Source organism: Streptomyces sp. NBC_01433 (genome assembly GCF_026340105.1).
GTDB lineage: Bacteria > Actinomycetota > Actinomycetes > Streptomycetales > Streptomycetaceae > Streptomyces.
This window is the reverse complement of record NZ_JAPEPM010000002.1, coordinates 1382377-1401037: the sequence shown is the minus strand read 5'-3', so window position 1 is coordinate 1401037 and position 18661 is coordinate 1382377. Positions and strand designations below refer to the sequence as shown.

General features: G+C 70.6%; 17 protein-coding genes and 1 tRNA gene. 12 read left to right on the top strand and 6 right to left on the bottom strand.

Features of this window, described 5'->3' with window-relative positions:
• The first annotated feature begins 47 nt into the window (after positions 1–47).
• Complete coding sequence (locus tag OG413_RS33725) at positions 48–1133, top strand: sugar phosphate isomerase/epimerase (RefSeq protein ID WP_266812207.1); 1086 nt, start codon at positions 48–50, stop codon at positions 1131–1133.
• 9 nt (positions 1134–1142) lie between these two features.
• Here OG413_RS33725 and OG413_RS33720 read toward each other — a convergent pair whose 3' ends face one another.
• Complete coding sequence (locus tag OG413_RS33720; RefSeq protein WP_266812206.1) at positions 1143–2447, bottom strand: DUF2254 domain-containing protein; 1305 nt, start codon at positions 2445–2447, stop codon at positions 1143–1145.
• A 243-nt stretch (positions 2448–2690) separates the two neighbouring features.
• Between OG413_RS33720 and OG413_RS33715 the strand changes: the two genes are divergently transcribed.
• A tRNA-Leu gene (locus OG413_RS33715) sits at positions 2691–2778 on the top strand.
• Between the two features lie 420 nt (positions 2779–3198).
• Positions 3199–4401 carry a DUF3987 domain-containing protein gene (locus OG413_RS33710; protein ID WP_266812205.1) on the top strand — a complete coding sequence of 401 codons (1203 nt, stop codon included), beginning with the start codon at positions 3199–3201 and terminating at the stop codon, positions 4399–4401.
• A 540-nt stretch (positions 4402–4941) separates the two neighbouring features.
• On the opposite strand, the gene OG413_RS33705 is transcribed toward OG413_RS33710, so the two are convergent.
• The 4 genes from OG413_RS33705 to OG413_RS33690 form a co-directional block, all read right to left on the bottom strand.
• Positions 4942–5790, bottom strand: a complete 849-nt coding sequence (locus OG413_RS33705; RefSeq protein WP_266812204.1) for a helix-turn-helix transcriptional regulator — start codon at positions 5788–5790, stop codon at positions 4942–4944.
• Between the two features lie 26 nt (positions 5791–5816).
• The gene (locus OG413_RS33700; protein WP_266812202.1) at positions 5817–6347 is read right to left on the bottom strand and encodes a DUF6879 family protein; all 531 of its coding nucleotides are present in this window, start codon (positions 6345–6347) and stop codon (positions 5817–5819) included.
• A complete protein-coding gene (locus tag OG413_RS33695) occupies positions 6322–6579 on the bottom strand; it encodes a hypothetical protein (RefSeq protein WP_251070196.1) in 258 nt (85 codons plus the stop codon). The genes OG413_RS33700 and OG413_RS33695 overlap by 26 nt, the downstream gene beginning before the upstream one ends.
• Positions 6580–7249: 670 nt before the next feature.
• The gene (locus OG413_RS33690; protein ID WP_266812200.1) at positions 7250–9661 is read right to left on the bottom strand and encodes an AfsR/SARP family transcriptional regulator; all 2412 of its coding nucleotides are present in this window, start codon (positions 9659–9661) and stop codon (positions 7250–7252) included.
• Between the two features lie 499 nt (positions 9662–10160).
• Here OG413_RS33690 and OG413_RS33685 point away from each other — a divergent pair, with 499 nt between their 5' ends.
• The 6 genes from OG413_RS33685 (at position 10161) to OG413_RS33660 (ending at position 14429) form a co-directional block, all read left to right on the top strand.
• Positions 10161–10382, top strand: coding sequence for a hypothetical protein (locus tag OG413_RS33685; RefSeq protein ID WP_266812198.1), 222 nt, complete (start codon positions 10161–10163; stop codon positions 10380–10382).
• A 52-nt stretch (positions 10383–10434) separates the two neighbouring features.
• The gene (locus OG413_RS33680) at positions 10435–10656 is read left to right on the top strand and encodes a hypothetical protein (protein WP_266812197.1); all 222 of its coding nucleotides are present in this window, start codon (positions 10435–10437) and stop codon (positions 10654–10656) included.
• Positions 10657–10739: 83 nt separating this feature from the next.
• Positions 10740–11336: a MauE/DoxX family redox-associated membrane protein gene (locus OG413_RS33675; protein WP_266812196.1), complete on the top strand. Its 597-nt coding sequence runs from the start codon at positions 10740–10742 to the stop codon at positions 11334–11336.
• A complete protein-coding gene (locus OG413_RS33670; RefSeq protein ID WP_266812195.1) occupies positions 11333–11977 on the top strand; it encodes a hypothetical protein in 645 nt (214 codons plus the stop codon). The genes OG413_RS33675 and OG413_RS33670 overlap by 4 nt, the downstream gene beginning before the upstream one ends.
• Positions 11944–13944: an ABC transporter ATP-binding protein gene (locus OG413_RS33665; protein ID WP_266812194.1), complete on the top strand. Its 2001-nt coding sequence runs from the start codon at positions 11944–11946 to the stop codon at positions 13942–13944. Before OG413_RS33670 ends, OG413_RS33665 begins: the two co-directional genes overlap by 34 nt.
• Positions 13941–14429: a S26 family signal peptidase gene (locus OG413_RS33660; protein ID WP_266812193.1), complete on the top strand. Its 489-nt coding sequence runs from the start codon at positions 13941–13943 to the stop codon at positions 14427–14429. The genes OG413_RS33665 and OG413_RS33660 overlap by 4 nt, the downstream gene beginning before the upstream one ends.
• Positions 14430–15401: 972 nt before the next feature.
• On the opposite strand, the gene OG413_RS33655 is transcribed toward OG413_RS33660, so the two are convergent.
• Complete coding sequence (locus tag OG413_RS33655; RefSeq protein ID WP_266812191.1) at positions 15402–15680, bottom strand: hypothetical protein; 279 nt, start codon at positions 15678–15680, stop codon at positions 15402–15404.
• Positions 15681–16031: 351 nt separating this feature from the next.
• Between OG413_RS33655 and OG413_RS46985 the strand changes: the two genes are divergently transcribed.
• The 3 genes from OG413_RS46985 to OG413_RS33645 all read left to right on the top strand — a co-directional run bounded on the left by OG413_RS46985 (position 16032) and on the right by OG413_RS33645 (position 18632).
• Complete coding sequence (locus OG413_RS46985) at positions 16032–16526, top strand: radical SAM protein (protein WP_323137983.1); 495 nt, start codon at positions 16032–16034, stop codon at positions 16524–16526.
• A gap of 436 nt (positions 16527–16962) precedes the next feature.
• Positions 16963–17511, top strand: coding sequence for a hypothetical protein (locus tag OG413_RS33650; RefSeq protein ID WP_266812190.1), 549 nt, complete (start codon positions 16963–16965; stop codon positions 17509–17511).
• 230 nt (positions 17512–17741) lie between these two features.
• Complete coding sequence (locus OG413_RS33645) at positions 17742–18632, top strand: hypothetical protein (RefSeq protein WP_266812189.1); 891 nt, start codon at positions 17742–17744, stop codon at positions 18630–18632.
• Positions 18633–18661: the final 29 nt, after the last annotated feature.

Below are 18661 nucleotides of genomic sequence, written 5' to 3'. Positions count from 1 at the left end.
GCCGGACCCGCTCACCCATCAGGTCTCATCAAGGGAGTTACGTGATCATGAGCCGCACCCCGAAGGACTCCGAACTCGCGCGCAGACTCAGCCGACGCAACGTTCTGGGCGTCGCCGCCGGAGCCACGGCGGCCTCCATCGTCGGCGCCGCCACCGCCAGTGCCGACAGCCGCGACCGGGCCGGCGCCCAGGGCAAGGGGCACGGCCACGGCCAACAGCACGAGGGCCACGGCAAGGGCCGCGCCGTCCTGCCCCCCGGCCGCCTGGGCATCCAGCTCTACAGCCTCCGCGACAAGATCTCCACCCTCGGTTTCGCCGCCGTCTTCGCCGAACTGGAGGAGTACGGCTACGACGAGATCGAGTTCGCCGGATACACCCAGGGCTCGGCCGGCGCCCTCACCCTCGCCCAGCTGAAGAGGCTGGCCCGGGACCACGGGCTGAACCCCATCGGCAGCCACGTCGGCCACTCCGACGACAACAACCCGGGGGCGTACACCTTCGCCCAGAACCTCACCAAGGTCCTGGACGACGCCGAGGCCCTCGGCCTCAAGCACATAGGCACGCCCTCCGGACCGTTCCGCTACGGCTCCACGGTCGACGGCTGGAAGCGTGTCGCCGAGGAGTTCAACACCTACGGCGCCGCCGCCCGCAAGCGCGGCATGAAGTTCTACCAGCACAACCACGCCGAGGAGTTCTCCTTCGCGACCGACAGGCCGAACGTACGCCTCTACGACGTCCTGCTCGCCGAGACCGATCCCGACCTGGTCTATCTGGAGCTGGACATCTACTGGGCCTACTGCGCGCAGTTCCGCTTCTCCAAGAGGGCGGACGGCACCCCGGCGCCCCTGGACCCGCTGAAGTACGTTCTCAAGCACCCCGACCGCTACCCCCTGTTCCATGTCAAGGACGGCATCCGCGACGACACCACCCGCGACGGCTACCGCATGTCGGACGTCGGCGACGGAGACATCGACTACAAGACGTTCCTGTCCAAGGTCACCCACCGGACCCACCGCGGCCGCACCTACCACCACTGGCAGACCGAGCACGACAACCCGGTCGACTCCATGGCCTTCGCCCGCAAGTCCAGCGAGCACCTGCACTCGCTGCGCGAGGGACGCTGCGGGGACTGACGGCCCCGCTCAGCCGATCCCCTGGTGGTCGGGGGACAGCGCGAACTCCCGCTCCGCCGCCTCCGGCACCGTGCGCTCCACCGCCTGCACCAGCAGCGCACGGTGCCGGAGCAGGGGCCTTCGCCGATCCTCGGGAGCGAGCAGCAGCAGATCGTCGATCCCGGCCAGCAGGCGCCGGGAGACCTGCGGAGTCCCCGCCGAGCACCCGCGGATCTCCTCGAACGCGAGATCCACCAGATCCGTCCACCCGGGCACATCCTGGACGAGCCGCACCCGGCCGGCCCCGTCCCGGTGGTGCACCGCGCCGAGCGGCAGCGGCACCACCGCCGCGAGGAACTGCACGATCCGGTCCAGACACTGCACGGCGGTGGTCGGGTCGTTCACGGCGGAGGACAGGGCCCGCAACGCGATGTCCGAGAGCTGACGCAGCCCGAAGCCGAGGTCCTGGTGCAGCGCGCGTTCGACCCCGACCGACACCGTGTACGTCAGCGCGTGCCGGGGAGGGGCGGTCCCGCCGTGGACGGCGAGGACCGGCGTCCCGGGCACCACGAAATCACCGATCCGCGGGATCAGCCGCAACACGACGTCCTGCCGCCGCGCGGCGCGCACGAGCCGTGCCACGTTCACGTCCCGCAGGACCCCCGCACGCCCCGTATGCATGAGCCGGCCGGTCTCGGGCGCGAGCGGCTCCTCGGACAGCGGTCCACCGGGCATCCGCCCGAGCACCCTCAACGACTCACGTGTGATGCGGTCGACGACCGGTCCCACCTGCATGAGCCGCAGGGTGGCGCTCACATAGGCGATGAACAGCAGCAGACTCAGGCCGACCAGCCCCAGCGTCAGCATGCTCTGCAACAGCGGTACGGAGGTGACCCGGCGCGGGTCGGCCTCACTCTCGTACGAGGTCAGGACCAGCAGGGAGAACAGGAACGTCGCCAGGAACACCGTCAGCGTGAGCTTGCTGATCCGGCTCCTGACGAAGATCCGCACCACCCGCGGCGTGAGCTGCCCGCTCGCCATCTGCACCGCCACCAGCGAGATGCTGAACACGACACCGATGAAGGTCATCATCGCCGAGCTGATCGTGGTGACGATCGTCTTCGCGTCCTGGGCGAACGAGATCAGGTCGCCGAGTTCCTCGTACGCCCCTTCGTCCTGGAGGTACGCGACGATCTCCGTGTCCAGCGTGGAGGTGATCCACCACAGCACGAAGACACACACGCACCCCAGGGTCGGCGCGAACCAGAACGTGTCGCGCAGATGCTCGCGCAGGGGGGACAGCGCACGGGGCCGCCGATAGCCGCGATCACTCATGCACGCGAAGGTAACGCCACGGGCCCCGAGGACCGCGGACATCGCCGGACAACCGGCAAGCCGCACGCTGCGTACGTGAGCCACGACAGCGGGTGAACGCCTGGTGGCGAGTCGGCGCGACCGTGTCGCCAGGACCCGCCGCACCGCACTGACCACCGGATATACAGGTGAGAGCCGCGCTGAACCCCTGGTATTGTTTTCTTTGTCGCCGCGGGGAAACACACCGCGAACGACAGACACCTTGTCCGGGTGGCGGAATGGCAGACGCGCTAGCTTGAGGTGCTAGTGCCCTTTATCGGGCGTGGGGGTTCAAGTCCCCCCTCGGACACCAGCAAGACCCCACTTCACGTGGGGTTTTTTGCTTTGCCGGGCTGTGGCGTGACCAACCACGTGACCAACAGCCGAGCGATTCCCCAGGTCAGACCAGGGATGACAGGCCGAGTCGGCCCGCTCCGGAGGCGGCGAGCTTCCGCGCTCCGTCCTTACGCGAGTGCCCATACCGGGCCATGGTGTAGCCCGGCGAGGACGGGGGCCGGTGGCGCCCCGTCACCCCCGTCAAACGAACCAACCCCCAGGAAGTGGCAGCAGCATTAGCACCCCCGTTCTCTACGGTCCCGTCGGCCGGTCCGTCCGCAAGATCTCCCCGTTCCTGGAAACGGATGACCTGGGGGTATACGTCGCCGCCCTGTCGATGTGGTCGGCCGCCATCGGCGGAACGGTCAAGGTATCGTCCCGTGGCAACTCCCGCCCCGTGCTGCTGTGGTCGGCCCTGGTCGCCGGAACCGGCGGGGGCAAGGGGACCGCGCTGCGGGCAGCGCATCACGTCCTGGACAAGTCCGTGGGCCGCTTCATCGCTACTCACTCCACATCCGGGATCACCTCTGGCGCAAGCATGGTCAACCACTTGTGGGAGCAGCAGGAGGCCACGGCAGAAACGGAGCACGGGCGTGACGTCCGAGCCCTGGTGGTGGAAGAGGAATGGTCGGAAGTGCTCCGCAGGGTCAAGTGTGATCCCTCGTTCACCACCAAGCTCCGCGCGGCCTGGGACGGGGCCACCCTCCGCAACACCACCAAGCAGGAAGCGCAGGAAGTACGCGACCCCGCCATGGTCCTGCACTGCCACGTCACCCCCTCCGACTGGACCAAGTACGTGGGCGAGTCGGAAGCGGCCGGAGGCTCGTACAACCGCATCCTGCCCTTCCTGCTCGGCTCCGTTCCCATGCTCGATGACGACCGCGTGAGCCTGCCCGCACTCGACGGCCGGGAACTCTCCGACGCATACGGATGGGCCACCGAACGCCCCCGCGTGATCACCCTCTCCGAGGATGCCCGCCCCCTGTGGCGAATCGTCCGCCGGTACGCCCGCATCCTGGGTGAGACCCTGCCCGAAGGGCAGGCAGTGTTCATCGAACGGACGGCAGAGCAGACGCTCAGGGTCGCGGCCTGCCTGGCAGCATCTGAGTGCTCTGAGACGGTCACGGAAGAGATACTGTCGGCCGCCTTCACCCTGGTTCGCCGTTCCGTCCAGGACGTCGTTCGGATCACCAAGGGGGCTACCTCTCCGAAGGTGAAGCGTCAGCCGCTCAGCCTTGAGGACAAGGTGCGGGCCCGGATCGCGATGCACGGAGGACGCGCCACGTCCTCTCAGGTACTCCCGTACGTCGGAGCGTCGGCAGCCGAAGTCAAGGAACTGCCCGAAGTCGTCGTCACGGTGGAGCGGGAAGGAAAGGCCGGTCGACCGAAGACCGTTTTCGCACTCCGCGGTGACGATTCCCGTCACGCGGGGCAGCCGAATACCGCTCCGCAGTCGACGCCGGCCGAGCGTGATTGGAACCGTGCCACGGTCGTACAGATGGACGCCTACCGCCCGGCCCCCGCGCAGGCCCCGGAGCGTGAACCGGTGAAGAGGCCGGAACCGCTCGCCGATCCCAACCCCTTCCGAGCGCTCCTCTGAACCGCTCGAACGAACCAAAGAACGCCCCCATCAGGTGGAAGGCGCCGCCTTCCACTTGCAGTCCAGGCACTCGGCCTCGAACGTCACGTCCGTGTCTGGGTGCTCAGTGATCCGGTGCTTCACGTACCGCATGACCGTTCTGACGCTCACAGCCCACCCCTACGGCTCCGCCTGTTGACCTCGGCAACCCTGGCGCTCAGTTCCTCCTGAGTCGCTTGCGGGTGGGCCTGGTAATCCGGGCACTTCGGGCTGCCGCATTCACACTTCGGCCAGCGAAACGGCGAACCCGGACTGAGGTCCGCTCCCTCCGGCCCAGGGTCGGACTTACCTACCAGGAGCACACCGTCGACACCGCGCGTCCTGGAAAGACGGGAGAGGAACTGTCGGGCTGATCCGCCGCTGGCGTGGCCGCCCGCTTCGGTTCCCTGTGCTCTGCTGTCACTCGCCATCGCCCGCCCTCTCCCATGACTGCGTTATGTCATGGACGGTAGGGAGGACGGGAGCAGCCGGTCCACGTTCTTGCATCAGCTTGCACACGAATCACTGGAGCGAGCTAATCGCGTCTGTGATGAGGATGCGGGCATCAGAGCCGTACACGGCCATTTCTGCCAGTCGGGAGAACGCTTTGGCGTAGACGTTGATCTCGCTTGGAGCCGATACGTTTACAGCAGCCGTCAGAAGTTCGACACTCGCGCGGTGGTCGTCGAACAAGTAGAACGCTTCCAGGGGCCACACGCGCCGCTCGGCGGCGAACGGGATGATGCCCAGGCTCACGTTCGGAAGAGCCATCACGGCGAGCAGGTAGCCCAGCTGGCCAGCCATCGCATCTGCGTCACCGATGCGGTAGCGGAGCACGGTTTCTTCCATGAGCAGCGCGAACCGGTGGCCACCTTCGTGGAGGACCTGCGAACGTTCGACGCGTGAGGCGGCGGCATCGGGCGAGTCGTCGGGGGTGCCTTGCAAGGCGGCGATTGTGGAGAGCAAGGCCGCCGCGTACGCCTCAGTCTGGAGCATGCCGGGCACGACGTTCGAGCAGTACACGCGAAAGTGTCGGGTCCCCTGGTACAGGGGAACTACTTCCTCCTGTGCCCGGCGCATTCCGTGACGGTGGAGCTTTTTCCAGTGGACGTACATTTGATCGGCCTGGCGGTTCGCTGCGACGAGATCAGCGGTTTGGTCTTCCGCGCCGCATGCTTTGCACCAGGCGCGGATATCGGCATCAGATGCGGGCGTCTTGGCTCGCTCGATGCGTGACGACTTCGCAGGGCTCCAGCCACACCGAAGGGCCAAATCGTGCCCGGTCAACTCCGCGTCTTTGCGTAGCTCTCCGAGGCGAGCAGCAAGGACTTCGCGGGCGGCCTGAGCGCTGGACGAGGGAGATGCGGACATGAATGGCTCTTCAGCGTTTCGCTAGGTCAGACCGAGTACTTCTCGTGCGGGATGCCCCGCTCCCACACCGCCTCGAACGCCGCCGATGCCAACCGGGCGACGTCCGCTTCGGGGCGAAACTCCCAGCCCGGTTGGGACCAGTTGCCATCACCTGAGAAGTGGTTGAAAAGCACGGTCTCACCGTCGAAGACCCAGCAGTCGTTGCCGGGCAGGGCGATGTCCGATGCCTGCCGCCTGGGCAGCCAGCGAACCTGTTCCCCGGCCTGGACATTGACCACGGTGCCAGCGTGCTCGTAACGGATGTAGTCGGTGACCGGTTCGGAGACGACGCGTGCGCGTCGGACCGTAACGCCTCTCGCCACTGTGCCCCGAATCAAATCAACCCAAGGCGTCCAGTACGCGGAGGCGGGGTCCACGTCGCGTTGCCCCGTGCGCTTCCAGTTCTCGAAGTCCTCGGCTTCATCGCCCACCCCGTACGAGTCGCGCATCTCCAGGTGCACGGCCGAGTGCTTGGCAGCTGCCAGCAGCTCGTCAAAGCCCGGCTCGTTCTGCGACATCACATGCCTCCCTGAGCATCGGCACCATGCGGGCCGGAATCCGAATTACGGCTTCGTGCGCCGGGATGCCCGGCGCGTGTCCGGGAGCCTCGAACGCTGCGCACTCTGCCTCTAGCTTCTCGTCTGGCTTCCAGCCCTGGAGCACGAGTTCCCTCTTCTCTTCGTCCACCCAAACGGTGGGGGAACCCTGCTGACCGGTGTCTGGATCAATCCCGATGAACCGTAGTGCCATGACTGCCTCCGGTGTCGAGTGGCTTACGCCAACTTGCACGAGCTTCGCGGTGCAGAGTCCAGATCGTCAAGGGCGTACGAACACGTTGGCGGGTGCTCGATAGTGCGCCAGCAAGGTTGGTCACGTGACCAACGCATGACCAACAGCGCTCCGAAGCAGCCCGAAACAGGGGATACGCATGACCAACCCAGGCCGTCAAGACTGAGCACTCAGGGGCATGTTTCCGCAGGTCAGCTGACGAATGGGCTGGTGCCCGAGTGGAGAGTTCAAGTCCCCCTCGGACACCAGGGGTAGTTCACACAACTGCTCAGGTTGGCTTTACATAACTCCCAGCACGGATTCGTCCGGGCTGGGAGTTTTTCGTGTGTTCGGGATCTTGTTCGACAAAGGCCCGACGGCGGAGCCCGACGGCGTCGTTCGGCCGGTTCATCCCATTGGCGTTGGTGGGACAGTCGGTTCGCCTCGGACTCTTGCTGAGTGGTTGCCCGTGCGTGGGCGCATGCTGGAGCGGCTCGTGGTGCGGGGACCACGCGCGTGGCAGCACGCCCCCCCCCGACAACTTCGGGGCACCACCCCCGCGCGGGCGGGGGGCTCGGCTCAACGTCCGGGGATTCGGGGGGCGTCGGCCGACCGTGGCCCGTGCTTCCTCTTCCCCAACAGCATCATCCACCTACGCCAGGCACGGCGGCGCGCCCCTCGCCGGTACCCGCCCCGCACCGTCGTCCCGGCCCCGCAGGGGCCGGGTCTCCACCGGGGCGTACCCCGGGCGACGGCTGTGGACCGCCCGGCGACGCGCTCCGCCGGGCAGCTCGCTCCCAACCGCCCCGGCCGCCGCCGTACCCCCGGGCCATACCGTCCCGGACCCGTACGCCCGTCCCCGCCGCGACTGAAAGCCGTCCAGCACCAGGGCCAGCTGCCACACCACCACGTCCCACCTCCGCTGCTCCGCCACCCGCCGAGCCCCCGCGAGACACGCCCACTCGGTACGGAACCATGCCCCCGCCGCGCGCCGGTCCGCGGGCCGCTGCGGAATCACTCCCGGCAGCGGTGGCCCCAGCCACACCGGCGGATACGGGTACGGGGCCAGCAGCTGATCGGCCACCCGCGCCGTGTGCAGATAGTGGTCCAGCACCCGCCGCAGCGCCCGCTCGAACGGTTCCGCCTCCCGCAGCTCGGCCGAGTACAGCCGCACCAGCGCGTTCACCCGAAACCGGCCGGGCCGGTGCTGCTCCACCAGATGGACCGCCTCCAGCTCTCGCAGCAGCGCCCGCGCCGACGCTGGGGAACAGCCCAGCAGACTCCCCGCGGCGCCCAGCCCGATGTCCGGCCCCGGCACCGCCGACAGCAGCCGGAACGCCCCGGCCGCGGCACCGCCCAGCGCCCGGTACGACAGACGCAGCGCCGTCCGGACATCCGCCGACGGATCATCCGAGCCCAGCGCGGTCAGCCGCCCCGCCTCGTCCCGCAGTTCCTCGGCGAGGGCCGCCAGCGGAAAGCCGGGCCGGGCCGCCGCCCGCGCCGCGACCACGGCGAGCGCCAGCGGCAGACCCGCGCACTGCTCCAGGAGGGCCGCCGTCGACTTCGGCTCGGCCGCCGGCCGCGCCTCGCCCAGCCGGTGCCCGAGCAGTTCCCGGGAGTCCGCCCCGGACAGCGTGGACAGCGACACCGTTCGCGCCCCCTGGGTGACGGCGAGCCCGGTCAGCCGGCGGCGGCTGGTGACCAGCACGGCGGCCCCGGCGCTCGCCGGCAGCAGCGCCGCCACCTGCTCGGCATCCGCGGCGTCGTCCAGCACGATCAGCACCCGGCGGTCCGCGATCACGCTCCGGTACAGCCCGGCGAGCGCCTCCTGACCGGCCGGGACCGCCCCCGGGTCCACACCGAGACCGCACAGGAGCAGCCGGAGTGCCGCGGTGGGCGCCAGCGGAGCGCCCGAGCGGGAGAACCCACGCAGATCCACGTACAGCTGGCCGTCGGGGAAGCGGCGGGTGTTCCGGTGCGCCCAGTGCAGTGCCACCGAGGTCTTGCCGACCCCCGCGCCGCCGCTGATGACACACACCGGCCCCGCGCCGGGACCGCCGCCGGGCACCCGGTCCGCCGTCTCGTCCGGCGACTGGCCCAGTGCCTGTTCCAGGAGGGCGAGTTCAGCCGTACGCCCGGTGAAGCACCGTGTCGCGGGAGGAAGCTGATGCGGCACCGCGCCGGTGCGCGGCCCGTCCGGGGGCGTGCGGGGGTCCGGCTCGGTGAGGGAGTCCGCCCCGGCGGAGGAGCCGGACACCGCGGGGGAGCTGGTCACCGTGAGGAAGCCCGCCGTCCCGGTGACCGGGGCGGGACCGGTCACCGGGACGGCGGCCGACCGCCCGGCCGGCCCGAGCGCCGGATCGCCCGCCAGCACCCGCTGATGCAGCCGCCGCAGCTCCAGCCCCGGATCACTGCCCAGTTCCTCCGCCAGCGCGCACCGCACCCGCTCGAAGCAGCGCAGCGCGTCCGCCGCCCGCCCGCTCCGGCACAGCGCGACCATGAGCTGGGCGGCCAGCCGCTCGTCCCAGGGGTGCTCGTCGTGGCAGGCGCCAAGCTCCGGCAGGAGCGTGCTGTGACACCCCAGCCTCAGCGCCAGGTCGTTGCGGTCCAGCCGACAGGCGTGCCGCTGCTCCGACAGCGAGGCCCGTACCGCGTTGAACCATGGGGTGTCCACCCCCGCGAACGGCGCGCCCCGCCACAGCGCGAGCGCCCGGTCGTACAACTCCAGCGCCCCGTCGCCGTCGGCGGCCCGCGCCCGCGCGACCAGATCGTGGAAGAGATGCGCGTCCACCGTGCCCGGACCGGCGAGCACCGTGTACCCGCCGGGCCGCCGCACGATGGCGGACCGCCCCGTACCGGCGTCCTCAGATACGGCGGAGTCCTGTGCGGGCCGCTCCAGCACCCGCCGCAGCCGTGACAGATAGCTGTGCAGCGCCGCGGTGACCTGACGCGGCGGCCGGGCACCCCACACCCGCTCCGCCAGCCCCTCCAGGGGCACCAACCGGTCGGCGTCCATCAGCAGCGCCGCCAGGACGGTCCGCTGCCGGGCCGGGCCCAGGTCCATACGGCATCCGTCCCGCCGTGCCTCGATCTCCCCGAGAACTCCGTACCCGATGTCCAACGCGTCCCGTCCGTCCGCTGAGTGCCATCCCACCGGCCGCCGCCGATTTCAGATTTGCTCAAGATTCGTGCAAGGGCGTCCCCGGAAGCTGACGGGGCCGAAGACGCTTCCACGCAACCGGCCGGGAGCACACCGAGGTCCCCTCACCCAGAGGAAGTCCATGCGCATGTGGTTCCAGAACCGGCCCGGTTCTTTGACCGGCCGTCCGGTCCCACAGGCGGAGGCCGCCGCCACCGGGCGCCGGTACGGGGAATCCCCCGCTGCCCGGCAGGGCGCACCGGCTCCGCGGCACGGCCCGGTACCGGCCTCCGGACGGCCGTGACCCGTCACGTCCGCGCCGACGGCAGCCGCGTTTCCCGTGCCACCGCCGCGAGCGCCGCGACGGCCGGCCGGCCCGCCCCGGGGCCGGCCGCTCACAACAACACCAACCGAAGGACCTTTCATGCGTGCGTGGTTCGAAAACCTCTCCGACTCCCTGGTCGACCGCCTGGTCCCCCGGGCGGAGGCCGCCGCCGCCACCCAGTGCTGGACCGAGGAGATCTGCCAGGTGGGGCCGCTCCAGCTCTGCGGCTCCACCGGCCGCTGGGGCTACTTCATCTACCAGGTGTGCGCCGACGGCAGCCGCTCCTACCGGGGCGTCCGCTGCGCCCGCTGCAACGGCTGACCCACCCCCGGCACCGTCACTCACCCAACTCTCCTCGACGAAAGGGTCTCCCATGCGCAAGTGGTCCCGGAAGCTGTCCGATGCGATGGTCGACCGCCTGGTCCCCCGGGCGGAGGCGGCGGCCGCCGTCCAGTGCTGGACCGAGGAATCGTGCACCCGGACGATGATTCCGGTGTGCCACGAGACCGGCTTCAGGGCGCTCTCCACCTACCGGGTCTGTTCCGACGGCACCCGCTACTTCCAGGGCTATCGCTGCGCCAACTGCACCGCCTGACCAGCCCGTCGGCCCCTGGCGGGGGGAGGGGGAACTCTCCCGCCGCCCCCGCCCGGGGCCACCCCCTCAGGAAGGACACCGTCGTGGAACTCGCCCTCTGGGCGGTCCGGGGCTGTCTGCTGCTGGTGTTCACGCGCTCGGTCACGGGCAAGGTACGGAGCCGGGCCGCCTTCGCGGAGTTCACCGGGACCGTGCGCTCCCTGCCGCCCGCCCGGCGGCTCTCCGTCCCGCTGCCCGCCCGCACCCTCGCCGTGCTGGTGGTGACCGCGGAGGCCGCCCTCGTACCCGCCCTCGCCCTGCCGGGCGTTCTCGCACCCCCGGCCGTACTCGTCGCCGGGCTCGGGATCGCCGCCGTGCTGCTCGCCGCATTCACCGCGCTGGCCGCCGACGCCGCCCGCAGGGGCAGTCGTGTGCCCTGCCGCTGCTTCGGCCGTACGACGACCCCGCTCGGCGCCGTCCACGCCGTACGCAACTCCGTTCTGCTCGCGGTGGCGGTCACCGGCCTCGTCGCCGTCGCCGTCACCGGGCGGTCCCCGGAGGCGGGCGACCCGATGGCGGGCGACCCGGTGGCGGTGCTGACCGCCCTTCTCGGGGGTGCGGTCCTCGGCCTGCTCGTCACGGCCCTCGACGACCTCGCCGCGCTCTTCCGTCCCCTGCCCCGAAAGGAATCCGCCCCGTGAATCCGCTCGCCGTCGCCATCCTCGCCGTCGGAGCCCTGGCCCTGGTCAACCTCGTTCTCACCGTCGGTGTCGTCCGACGGCTGCGTGAACACTCCGACCTGCTGGAGCGCGCACCGGTGCCCGCCGTCGGCATGCCCGAGGGCATGTCCGGGATCGCGGCCGTCGGCACCCCGATCCCCTCCTTCACCGCGGGCCCGCCCGACAGCCCCGTCACCGACCGGGATCTCGCCGACGGAACCCTCGTCGCGTTCTTCTCGCCGACCTGCGCGCCCTGCCGCGACAAGCTGCCCGGCTTCGCCGCCCGCTACGCGGACCGGCCCGAGGAGGCCCGGCGGGTACTCGCCGTCGTCGTCGGCGACTCGGGCGACTCGCACGGCTCAAACGACCACGGCTCAAACGACCACGGCTCAAACGATCACGGCTCAAACGAGCACGGCTCGGGCGCGTCCGGCGCGTCGATGGCCGCCGCTCTTGCCGCCGTGGTGCCCACCGTCCAGGAGTCCCATGACGGCCCGGTGACCCGGGCGTTCGCCGCCAAGGCGTTTCCCAGCTGTGTACGGGTGGGACACGGCCCCGACGGCGGTCTCGTGGTGACCGAGGTCGGCCGGTGGCCCCGTACCCTCGTCGCCGCCGCCCGGTGACCGGTCCCGCCGGCGGACCCGGTGACGAGCCCGACAACTCCCCGCTCCTCACCGTGATGGCCGCCGCGGTCCGCCTCGCCCGCCGGGCGGCACCCGCCACGCTCACGGGCTGGCTGCTGCTCACCGTGACCGCGTCCGCCGCCCCGGTCGCCGCCGCCTGGACCCTCAAGACCGTGATCGACCGGCTGGTCACCGGCCCCTCCGCCGGCGGCTCGCTCACCGGTCCGGTCCTGCTGCTGGTCGGCTGCGGTGTCGCGGTGGCCGTCGTACCCCAGTTCCTCCAGTATCTGCGGGCCCAGCTCGGCCGGGCGGTGGGGCTGCGCGCCCAGATCGAACTGCACACCGCCGTCGACCGGTTCACCGGTATCGGCCCGTACGAGAACCCGCGCTTCCTGGACCGGCTGCGGATGGCCCGTCAGTACGGCGGCTCCGCCCCGGTCGACGCGGTCGGCAGTGTCATCGGCACCGTCGGCGCCGTGGTGACCCTCACCGGCTTCCTCGGCGCGCTCGCCCTGCTCGGCCCCTGGATGGCGGCGGCGGTCCTGGCCTCCGGCGTCCTCGTTCTCGGCGCCGAGATCGCGCTCAGCCGCCGGCGCGCCGCGCTCGTCTGGTCGGTGGGCCCGGTGGAGCGCCGGGAGCTGTTCTACAGCGCTCTCCTGACGGATCTGCGGGCCGCGAAGGAGATCCGGCTCTTCGGTCTGGGGCGATTCCTCGGTGATCGGATGGTCGCGGAGCGCCGTACCTCGGACGCCGCGAAGCGGGGGATGGACCGTCAGGAGCTGGCCGTCCAGGCGGGGCTCGCCCTGCTCTCGGCCCTGGTCGCGGGGGCCGGTCTGCTGTGGGCGGTCTCGGCCGCCCGCTCGGGGCAGATCACGGTCGGCGGGGTGACCGTCCTGGTCACCGCCCTGCCCGCAGTGCAGGCGGCCCTGGCCGGTCTCGCCGGCGAACTCGCCATGGGCCACCACGCCCTTCTGATGTTCCGCCACTTCCTCACCGTGACCGGTGCCGGGCCCGATCTGCCGGTGCCCGCCCGCCCCCGTCCCGTTCCGCCGCTGCGTCACTCGGTGGAGTTCCGTGATGTGTGGTTCCGTTACGGCGAGGACCAGCCCTGGGTGCTCCGGGGCGTCGATCTGGTCCTGCCCGCCGGGCAGGCCGTGGGCCTCGTCGGCCTCAACGGCGCCGGGAAGTCCACGCTGGTGAAGCTGGTCTGCCGGTTCTACGATCCCAGCCGGGGGCAGATCCTCTGGGACGGTGTCGACCTGCGCGAGCTGTGCCCGCGTGAGCTGCGACGCCGGATGGGGGCGACGTTCCAGGACTTCATGGAGTACGACCTGACGGCCCGCGAGAACATCGCCCTGGGCGATCTCGCCGCGCTCCAGGACCCCGACCGGGTGGAACAGGTCGCCCGCGTCGCGGGAATCCACGACCGGCTGACCGGACTGCCCCACGGCTACGACACCCTGCTGAGCCGGATCTTCTTCAGCGAGCGGGACAAGGACGATGCCACGACCGGCATCGTCCTCTCCGGCGGCCAGTGGCAGCGGCTCGCCCTCGCCCGCTCCCTGATCCGGGACGACGCCGACCTGCTGGTCCTGGACGAGCCCGGCTCCGGTCTCGACCCCGAGGCGGAGTACGAGATCCACCGCCGACTGCGGTGCCACCGCGCGGGCCGGACGGGGCTGCTCATCTCGCACCGCCTCAACACCCTGCGCGACGCGGACACGATCGTGGTGCTGGAGGACGGCCGGATCGTCGAGCGGGGACCGCATGCCGACCTCATGCGCCGTTCCGGGGTGTACGCCCGGCTGTTCAGCCTCCAGGCCAGCGGGTACGCGCCCGACGGCGACGGCGGCGCTCATGGTGAGGGGCCTTCCGCGGTCGCCCCGCCGCTCTCCGGCGCCGCTGCCGGGCCGCATCCGCCCGCCGACGTGGTGGCCGCCGCCTCCGGGAGCGGAGGTTCTCCGTGATCGTGCGCCTTGCCCGCCGTCTGCTGCGGACCCGTCTGCTGGCCGTCACCGTCACCGGCCCCAGCATGGAGCCCGCCCTCCGTGACGGCGACCGCGTCCTCGTGCGCCGCCGCACGTCCGGGCCGGCCCGGGGTGATGTCGTCGTCCTCGAACCGCCTCCCGGCGCCCGTGAGGCGGGGCTGACGCACGAGGGGCTGATCATCAAACGGGTCGCCGCCGGGCCGGGCGACCCGGTTCCGGCCCTCTTCGCCGAACGGCTGGGCGTCCCCCCGGGCGCGGTCGTGCCGCCCGGCCACTACCTGGTCCTGGGCGACAACCGGCCCCTGAGCATCGACTCCCGCCGCTTCGGCTATGTCACCCGCGCCCTGCTGACCGGTGTGGTGACACGCCCCCTGCCCCGCCACACCCCCACCGTCCCGGCCGCCCCCGTCACCACGGCTGATCCGCTCCTCCCCGTGGCGGAGCCGGTGAGGGATGCGGGGTGATCCTGCCCCGCTGGTTCCGCGTCCCCGGAGCGCTCGCCGCCACCGCCGGCTGGTGAGCAAGCTCCCACACCGCACCTCGGACTCCGAGGTTCTCCAGCGGAACGACGGCATGCACCCCTGCGACCTGGCGCGGTGTCCGGCCGGGAACCGCGCGACCAGCCATGCCGGCAGCCCAGACTTGCCGCATCCCGCGCTGCCCGTGATCACGCACAGCCGAGGAGCATCCGGATCCGCCAGCCAGGCCGGCAACGCCGCCGCCGCAGGCTCCCGCCCATACGCGGGCCTGCCCTACGGCCGTGCCGACTGCCCATCACCCGTATCCAGCGGCGCAGGCCCTCCCGATGCCGTTGACATGACGCACCCTCCCGGGCTACGGGAAGTCACACCTGGTATGCACGAACCCACTGTCGTTCGCCGGAACACTCCGGGGGCAACGGCCGCTGCCGGGGCCCGGGTTCGGCGTCGTCCCGGTACGGTTTTACCGCACATGACGCGGTCCCGGCCGTCGGCGGCCAGGAGCGGCATTCCGGATCACCGACGCCGACCGGCCGAACGGGCACGCGCCCTTCGCACCGGCGTGGGACGTGCGACGTGCCGCCCATCGGCCCTGGCCGGCACACCCGTCAGCGGATTCCGGCCCAGATGATCCGCCCGGAAGATCCTCCGCGCTCTTCCGCCTTGTCCCGACGGGTCGTTTCCAACCGCTGGTCACCAATGCCCAGCGCCGCCTTGAGTGCCCGCACAATCTCCAGGAGATCCGCCGTCTCCTCTTCGGCCCCGGAGTCGTCTGCGGGCTCCTACGCGGAACTCCTCGGTGAACCGGTGCGGGGACGTGAACTCGTCCGTTTCTCCGCCGCAGAGCCGTAGGACTGGTCGGAGGTACGAACCCCAGCGCGCGGATGCCGGGCGGTGCACCGGCCAAGGCATCCGCCATCAGGACTTGTCCGGCCGATCATGTCGGGCTGCTCGGCTTTACGGCTCAGGGATGACGGTCGGCCGAAGGCGATCGACGCCGTCGAAGTCCTCTGCCTGGACGTCGACGGCTGAGGTGTCGAAGCGAAGGATGAAGCAGGAGTCCGCGTCGATGAGCTGTATCAGGTTCTCGCCGACGCCGTGGTCGAAAGGGGGCGAGAACACTGCTTCCCACGCGCCCGTGTTGGCGGTGGACGTCGCTCTGAGCAGGATTCGAGCCAGGCAGGTGGATGGGTTGGCCCACCACTCCGGATGCGCCGTCTTCTCGTAGCGGTCCATTCCCCGAGCGTAGACGCCGCTACTCCCCATCCGGCTGCTCGATTTTCCGGGCATGGGCGGGGTGATCGGAACTCGCCTCATCGGTACGGGCGGACCCGCTCACCGTAGGGCCCGGGCCCCGAGGCAGGCAGCCACGAGCGGTGAGCGCACGCAGCACCCCGGGGGCGCGAGCTCCCCCGCGTGCCGGGGAGCGGTCAGTTCATCGCTTCGCCGGACGCCCGGGCGGGCGCGATCCACCACCAAGGCCAGGACGACCGACGCTCACCGCCGGTCTCACGCCGATCCCCGGTGTGGAAGCGTGCGGGCGGCTTCGCCGGCGGAGGCGCGGTGAGGTAGGCGCGGACGGGCGCGATCACGTGCGCGGCCGGAGCCGGTGAACGTCCCGGTGCCGCGCAAGGCGGTGCTCGCCGGCCTCCGGGCAAGGGGCTGGGTGGTGGACTCCGGTGCCGGAATCCACGGGCACACCGGACGACCCGCGGGCCCGGCGGCCACCGCCCGGCCCGCCGGAAACCGGGCGACCGCACCAGTACCGGCAAAAGACCCACCGGTTGCACAGGCGGCCACCCAGGCTCGGATGATGACGATCGCGACCGCCGCCCCACCCGGTTACGGTTCCCGTCCATCGAGCTGACGTCCCGATGCCAGCTCGGCTGCCCCCACTGCTACGCCCAGGCCGGACCGACACGCGGCCGCAGTACGCTCACCGTCGCCGACTGGCACCGGGTCATCTCCGAGGCCGCCGCCCTCGGCACGACGACACTCCGGATGATCGGCGGCGAACCCCTGCTCCATCCGCACTGCGTCCGGGCTGGGAGTTCTTCTTGTGTCCGGCATCCTTTTCGGTGAGACGGCGCTGACAGGCCCTGGGGGTGGCCTTCTCCGAGTTCACCTCACTGGCGCTTGTGGGACGGTTGGGTTGCCCGGTGTCGTTGATGCCCGGTCGCATGTGTGCGGGGGCATGGCGGGGCCGGCCTCGGAGCGCGGGTACGGGTCGGGCAGTGTCCGCCGGGCAGGGCGCCGTCGAAGAGGGCGGTGAGGCTGGTGTTGCGGCGTTCAGCGCGTATGCGCGGCGAGGGCCCGGACGGTCTCTTCCCGCTCGTCGGTCAGGTACGGCCGACAGCGGGGGCGTGCGATACCCCTAGTGAGGGAGCGGGCGGGGCGGACCCGCCCGGCGCGGCATGAGCCCTGCGCGCTCCCTTCCCCGACGGCTGCCCGTGTGCGTAGCGTCGCTGCTGCGATCCGGATTCAGCCAGGTCCGGCCCGCTCCACGAAATGGTGCAGCATGCGCAAGTCCCCTCGGGCAGCCCTGTCCGCGATCGTGTTCATCCTTCCCGCCGTCGCCGCCCAGTCCGCCCACGCACAACCGGCCTCCGCCGAGAGCCTGATACTCGTCGAGTGCGTGGGCAGTGACACCACCAACTACAGCCCCGGACTGCGGACGTTCTCCCAGACGGTGTCCACCAGCGGCACCGACGAGGGCCACGGCTGTACGGGCCTGGGCAAGATCAGCGGACTGAACTCCTTCACCGCCTCCTTCACCGGCAGCTACACCGCCTCCTGCATCTCCCCGATCCAGTCCGGCAGCGGCACCGAGATCCTCACCTGGAACGACAACACCACCTCCACCTGGGACTGGTCCTCCACCGTGGCGACCAACGCCGCCGGACAGCTGGTCGGAACCTACGACGGCGAGATCGTCTCCGGCCGGTACGCGGGCGCCGACCTCAACAACATCGACATCGAACCCAACACGAACGTGACCGCCTGCTTCTCCGCACCCGGACTGACCCAGACCACCGGGACCGCCACCTGGACCTTCATCGGCCTGTAGCCGACGCGCCAGGTCCTCGCCGGACCGCGCCCGTGCACCCCGGGGGGCCGAGGTGCCCCGTGCCTGAGGCGTTCACCCGGCACTGTTCAGCGGCAGACGCAGGCGGGAGCCCCGGGGGCGGACCGCCATCAGTGAGCGGCGGGCCCCACCGGGTCGGCTTTCCCTCTCGAACCTTCGGGAGTTCGGGCCGTGACCACTCAACCGATCAGTTTCCATCGGATCACCGGGATGTGAGCACGTTGACCAACATCGTGAATCTGTACTGCAGGACGGACGCGGCCACCTATGACGGCAGCGGCAACGCCAGTCTGACGATCACCGTGGGGAACTTCGCGAGTGTGGCCGCCACCGGGCCGGTGTCGCTGAAGGTGATCACACCGTTCTACGCCAACGTCAACGCCCTGCCCACCGTCACCGGGGCCACCTCCAGTTGGCTCTACCAGAACACCGCTGTCGACGTGCCCTCGATCATCCAGGTCTCGTTCAACGGCTTCCCGGCCAACTCCACCCAGACCGTCACCGTCTCCATGAGCCTGGACTCCGGCGCACCCAACCTCCCGCCCTTCGGTCGGGCCATCTTCACCACCGACGCGGCCAACACCACCGACCAGGACAGCGACCTGAGCCGCAATGTCTGGCTGTTCCTCTTCGTCCGCGCCAGCCTGGCCGCGCCCGCTCCCGGGAACACCAACCTGTACTACACCAGCCCCCAGACGCCGCTGGTCGCCGGAGCCGGTACAACCGGCATCCCGTTCAACTTCTACAACGGTGCCGGCACCCTGCTCAGCGGCACCGGCCACCCCGCGCACTTCACCCTCTCCACCCCCTTCTACACCAGGGTCCCCACCGCTGGACGGCCCTCGGGGTTCACGGCGCTGTACGAGAACAACGACCCGGCGATCCCCTCCGTGTACCAGCTCGCCGTACCCGCCGGAATCGGACTCCTCGGACCGACCGTGGCCACCACGGTCAACATCCCCTTCCAGGTGCAGACGGGCGCCCCCAGGCTGCTCACGCAGGCGTCGGCCATCGTCGTCCCCACCTCGACCGACACCCAGGGCGACTTCTCCACCGCCCATCACCGCTTCGGCATCCTCTCTGTCGCCAGCGGCGCCGTCTAGGACTTGTCCGGCCGATCATGTGACTACTC

What these genes read in the sequence shown, in the direction of transcription:
- OG413_RS33725 (WP_266812207.1), top strand. Translation starts at nt 48, where the DNA reads ATGAGCCGCACCCCGAAGGACTCCGAACTCGCGCGCAGACTCAGCCGA.
- OG413_RS33720 (WP_266812206.1), bottom strand. Translation starts at nt 2,447, where the DNA reads ATGAGTGATCGCGGCTATCGGCGGCCCCGTGCGCTGTCCCCCCTGCGC.
- OG413_RS33705 (WP_266812204.1), bottom strand. Translation starts at nt 5,790, where the DNA reads ATGTCCGCATCTCCCTCGTCCAGCGCTCAGGCCGCCCGCGAAGTCCTT.
- OG413_RS33700 (WP_266812202.1), bottom strand. Translation starts at nt 6,347, where the DNA reads ATGTCGCAGAACGAGCCGGGCTTTGACGAGCTGCTGGCAGCTGCCAAG.
- OG413_RS33695 (WP_251070196.1), bottom strand. Translation starts at nt 6,579, where the DNA reads ATGGCACTACGGTTCATCGGGATTGATCCAGACACCGGTCAGCAGGGT.
- OG413_RS33690 (WP_266812200.1), bottom strand. Translation starts at nt 9,661, where the DNA reads ATGGACCTGGGCCCGGCCCGGCAGCGGACCGTCCTGGCGGCGCTGCTG.
- OG413_RS33685 (WP_266812198.1), top strand. Translation starts at nt 10,161, where the DNA reads ATGCGTGCGTGGTTCGAAAACCTCTCCGACTCCCTGGTCGACCGCCTG.
- OG413_RS33680 (WP_266812197.1), top strand. Translation starts at nt 10,435, where the DNA reads ATGCGCAAGTGGTCCCGGAAGCTGTCCGATGCGATGGTCGACCGCCTG.
- OG413_RS33655 (WP_266812191.1), bottom strand. Translation starts at nt 15,680, where the DNA reads ATGGACCGCTACGAGAAGACGGCGCATCCGGAGTGGTGGGCCAACCCA.
- OG413_RS33650 (WP_266812190.1), top strand. Translation starts at nt 16,963, where the DNA reads ATGCGCAAGTCCCCTCGGGCAGCCCTGTCCGCGATCGTGTTCATCCTT.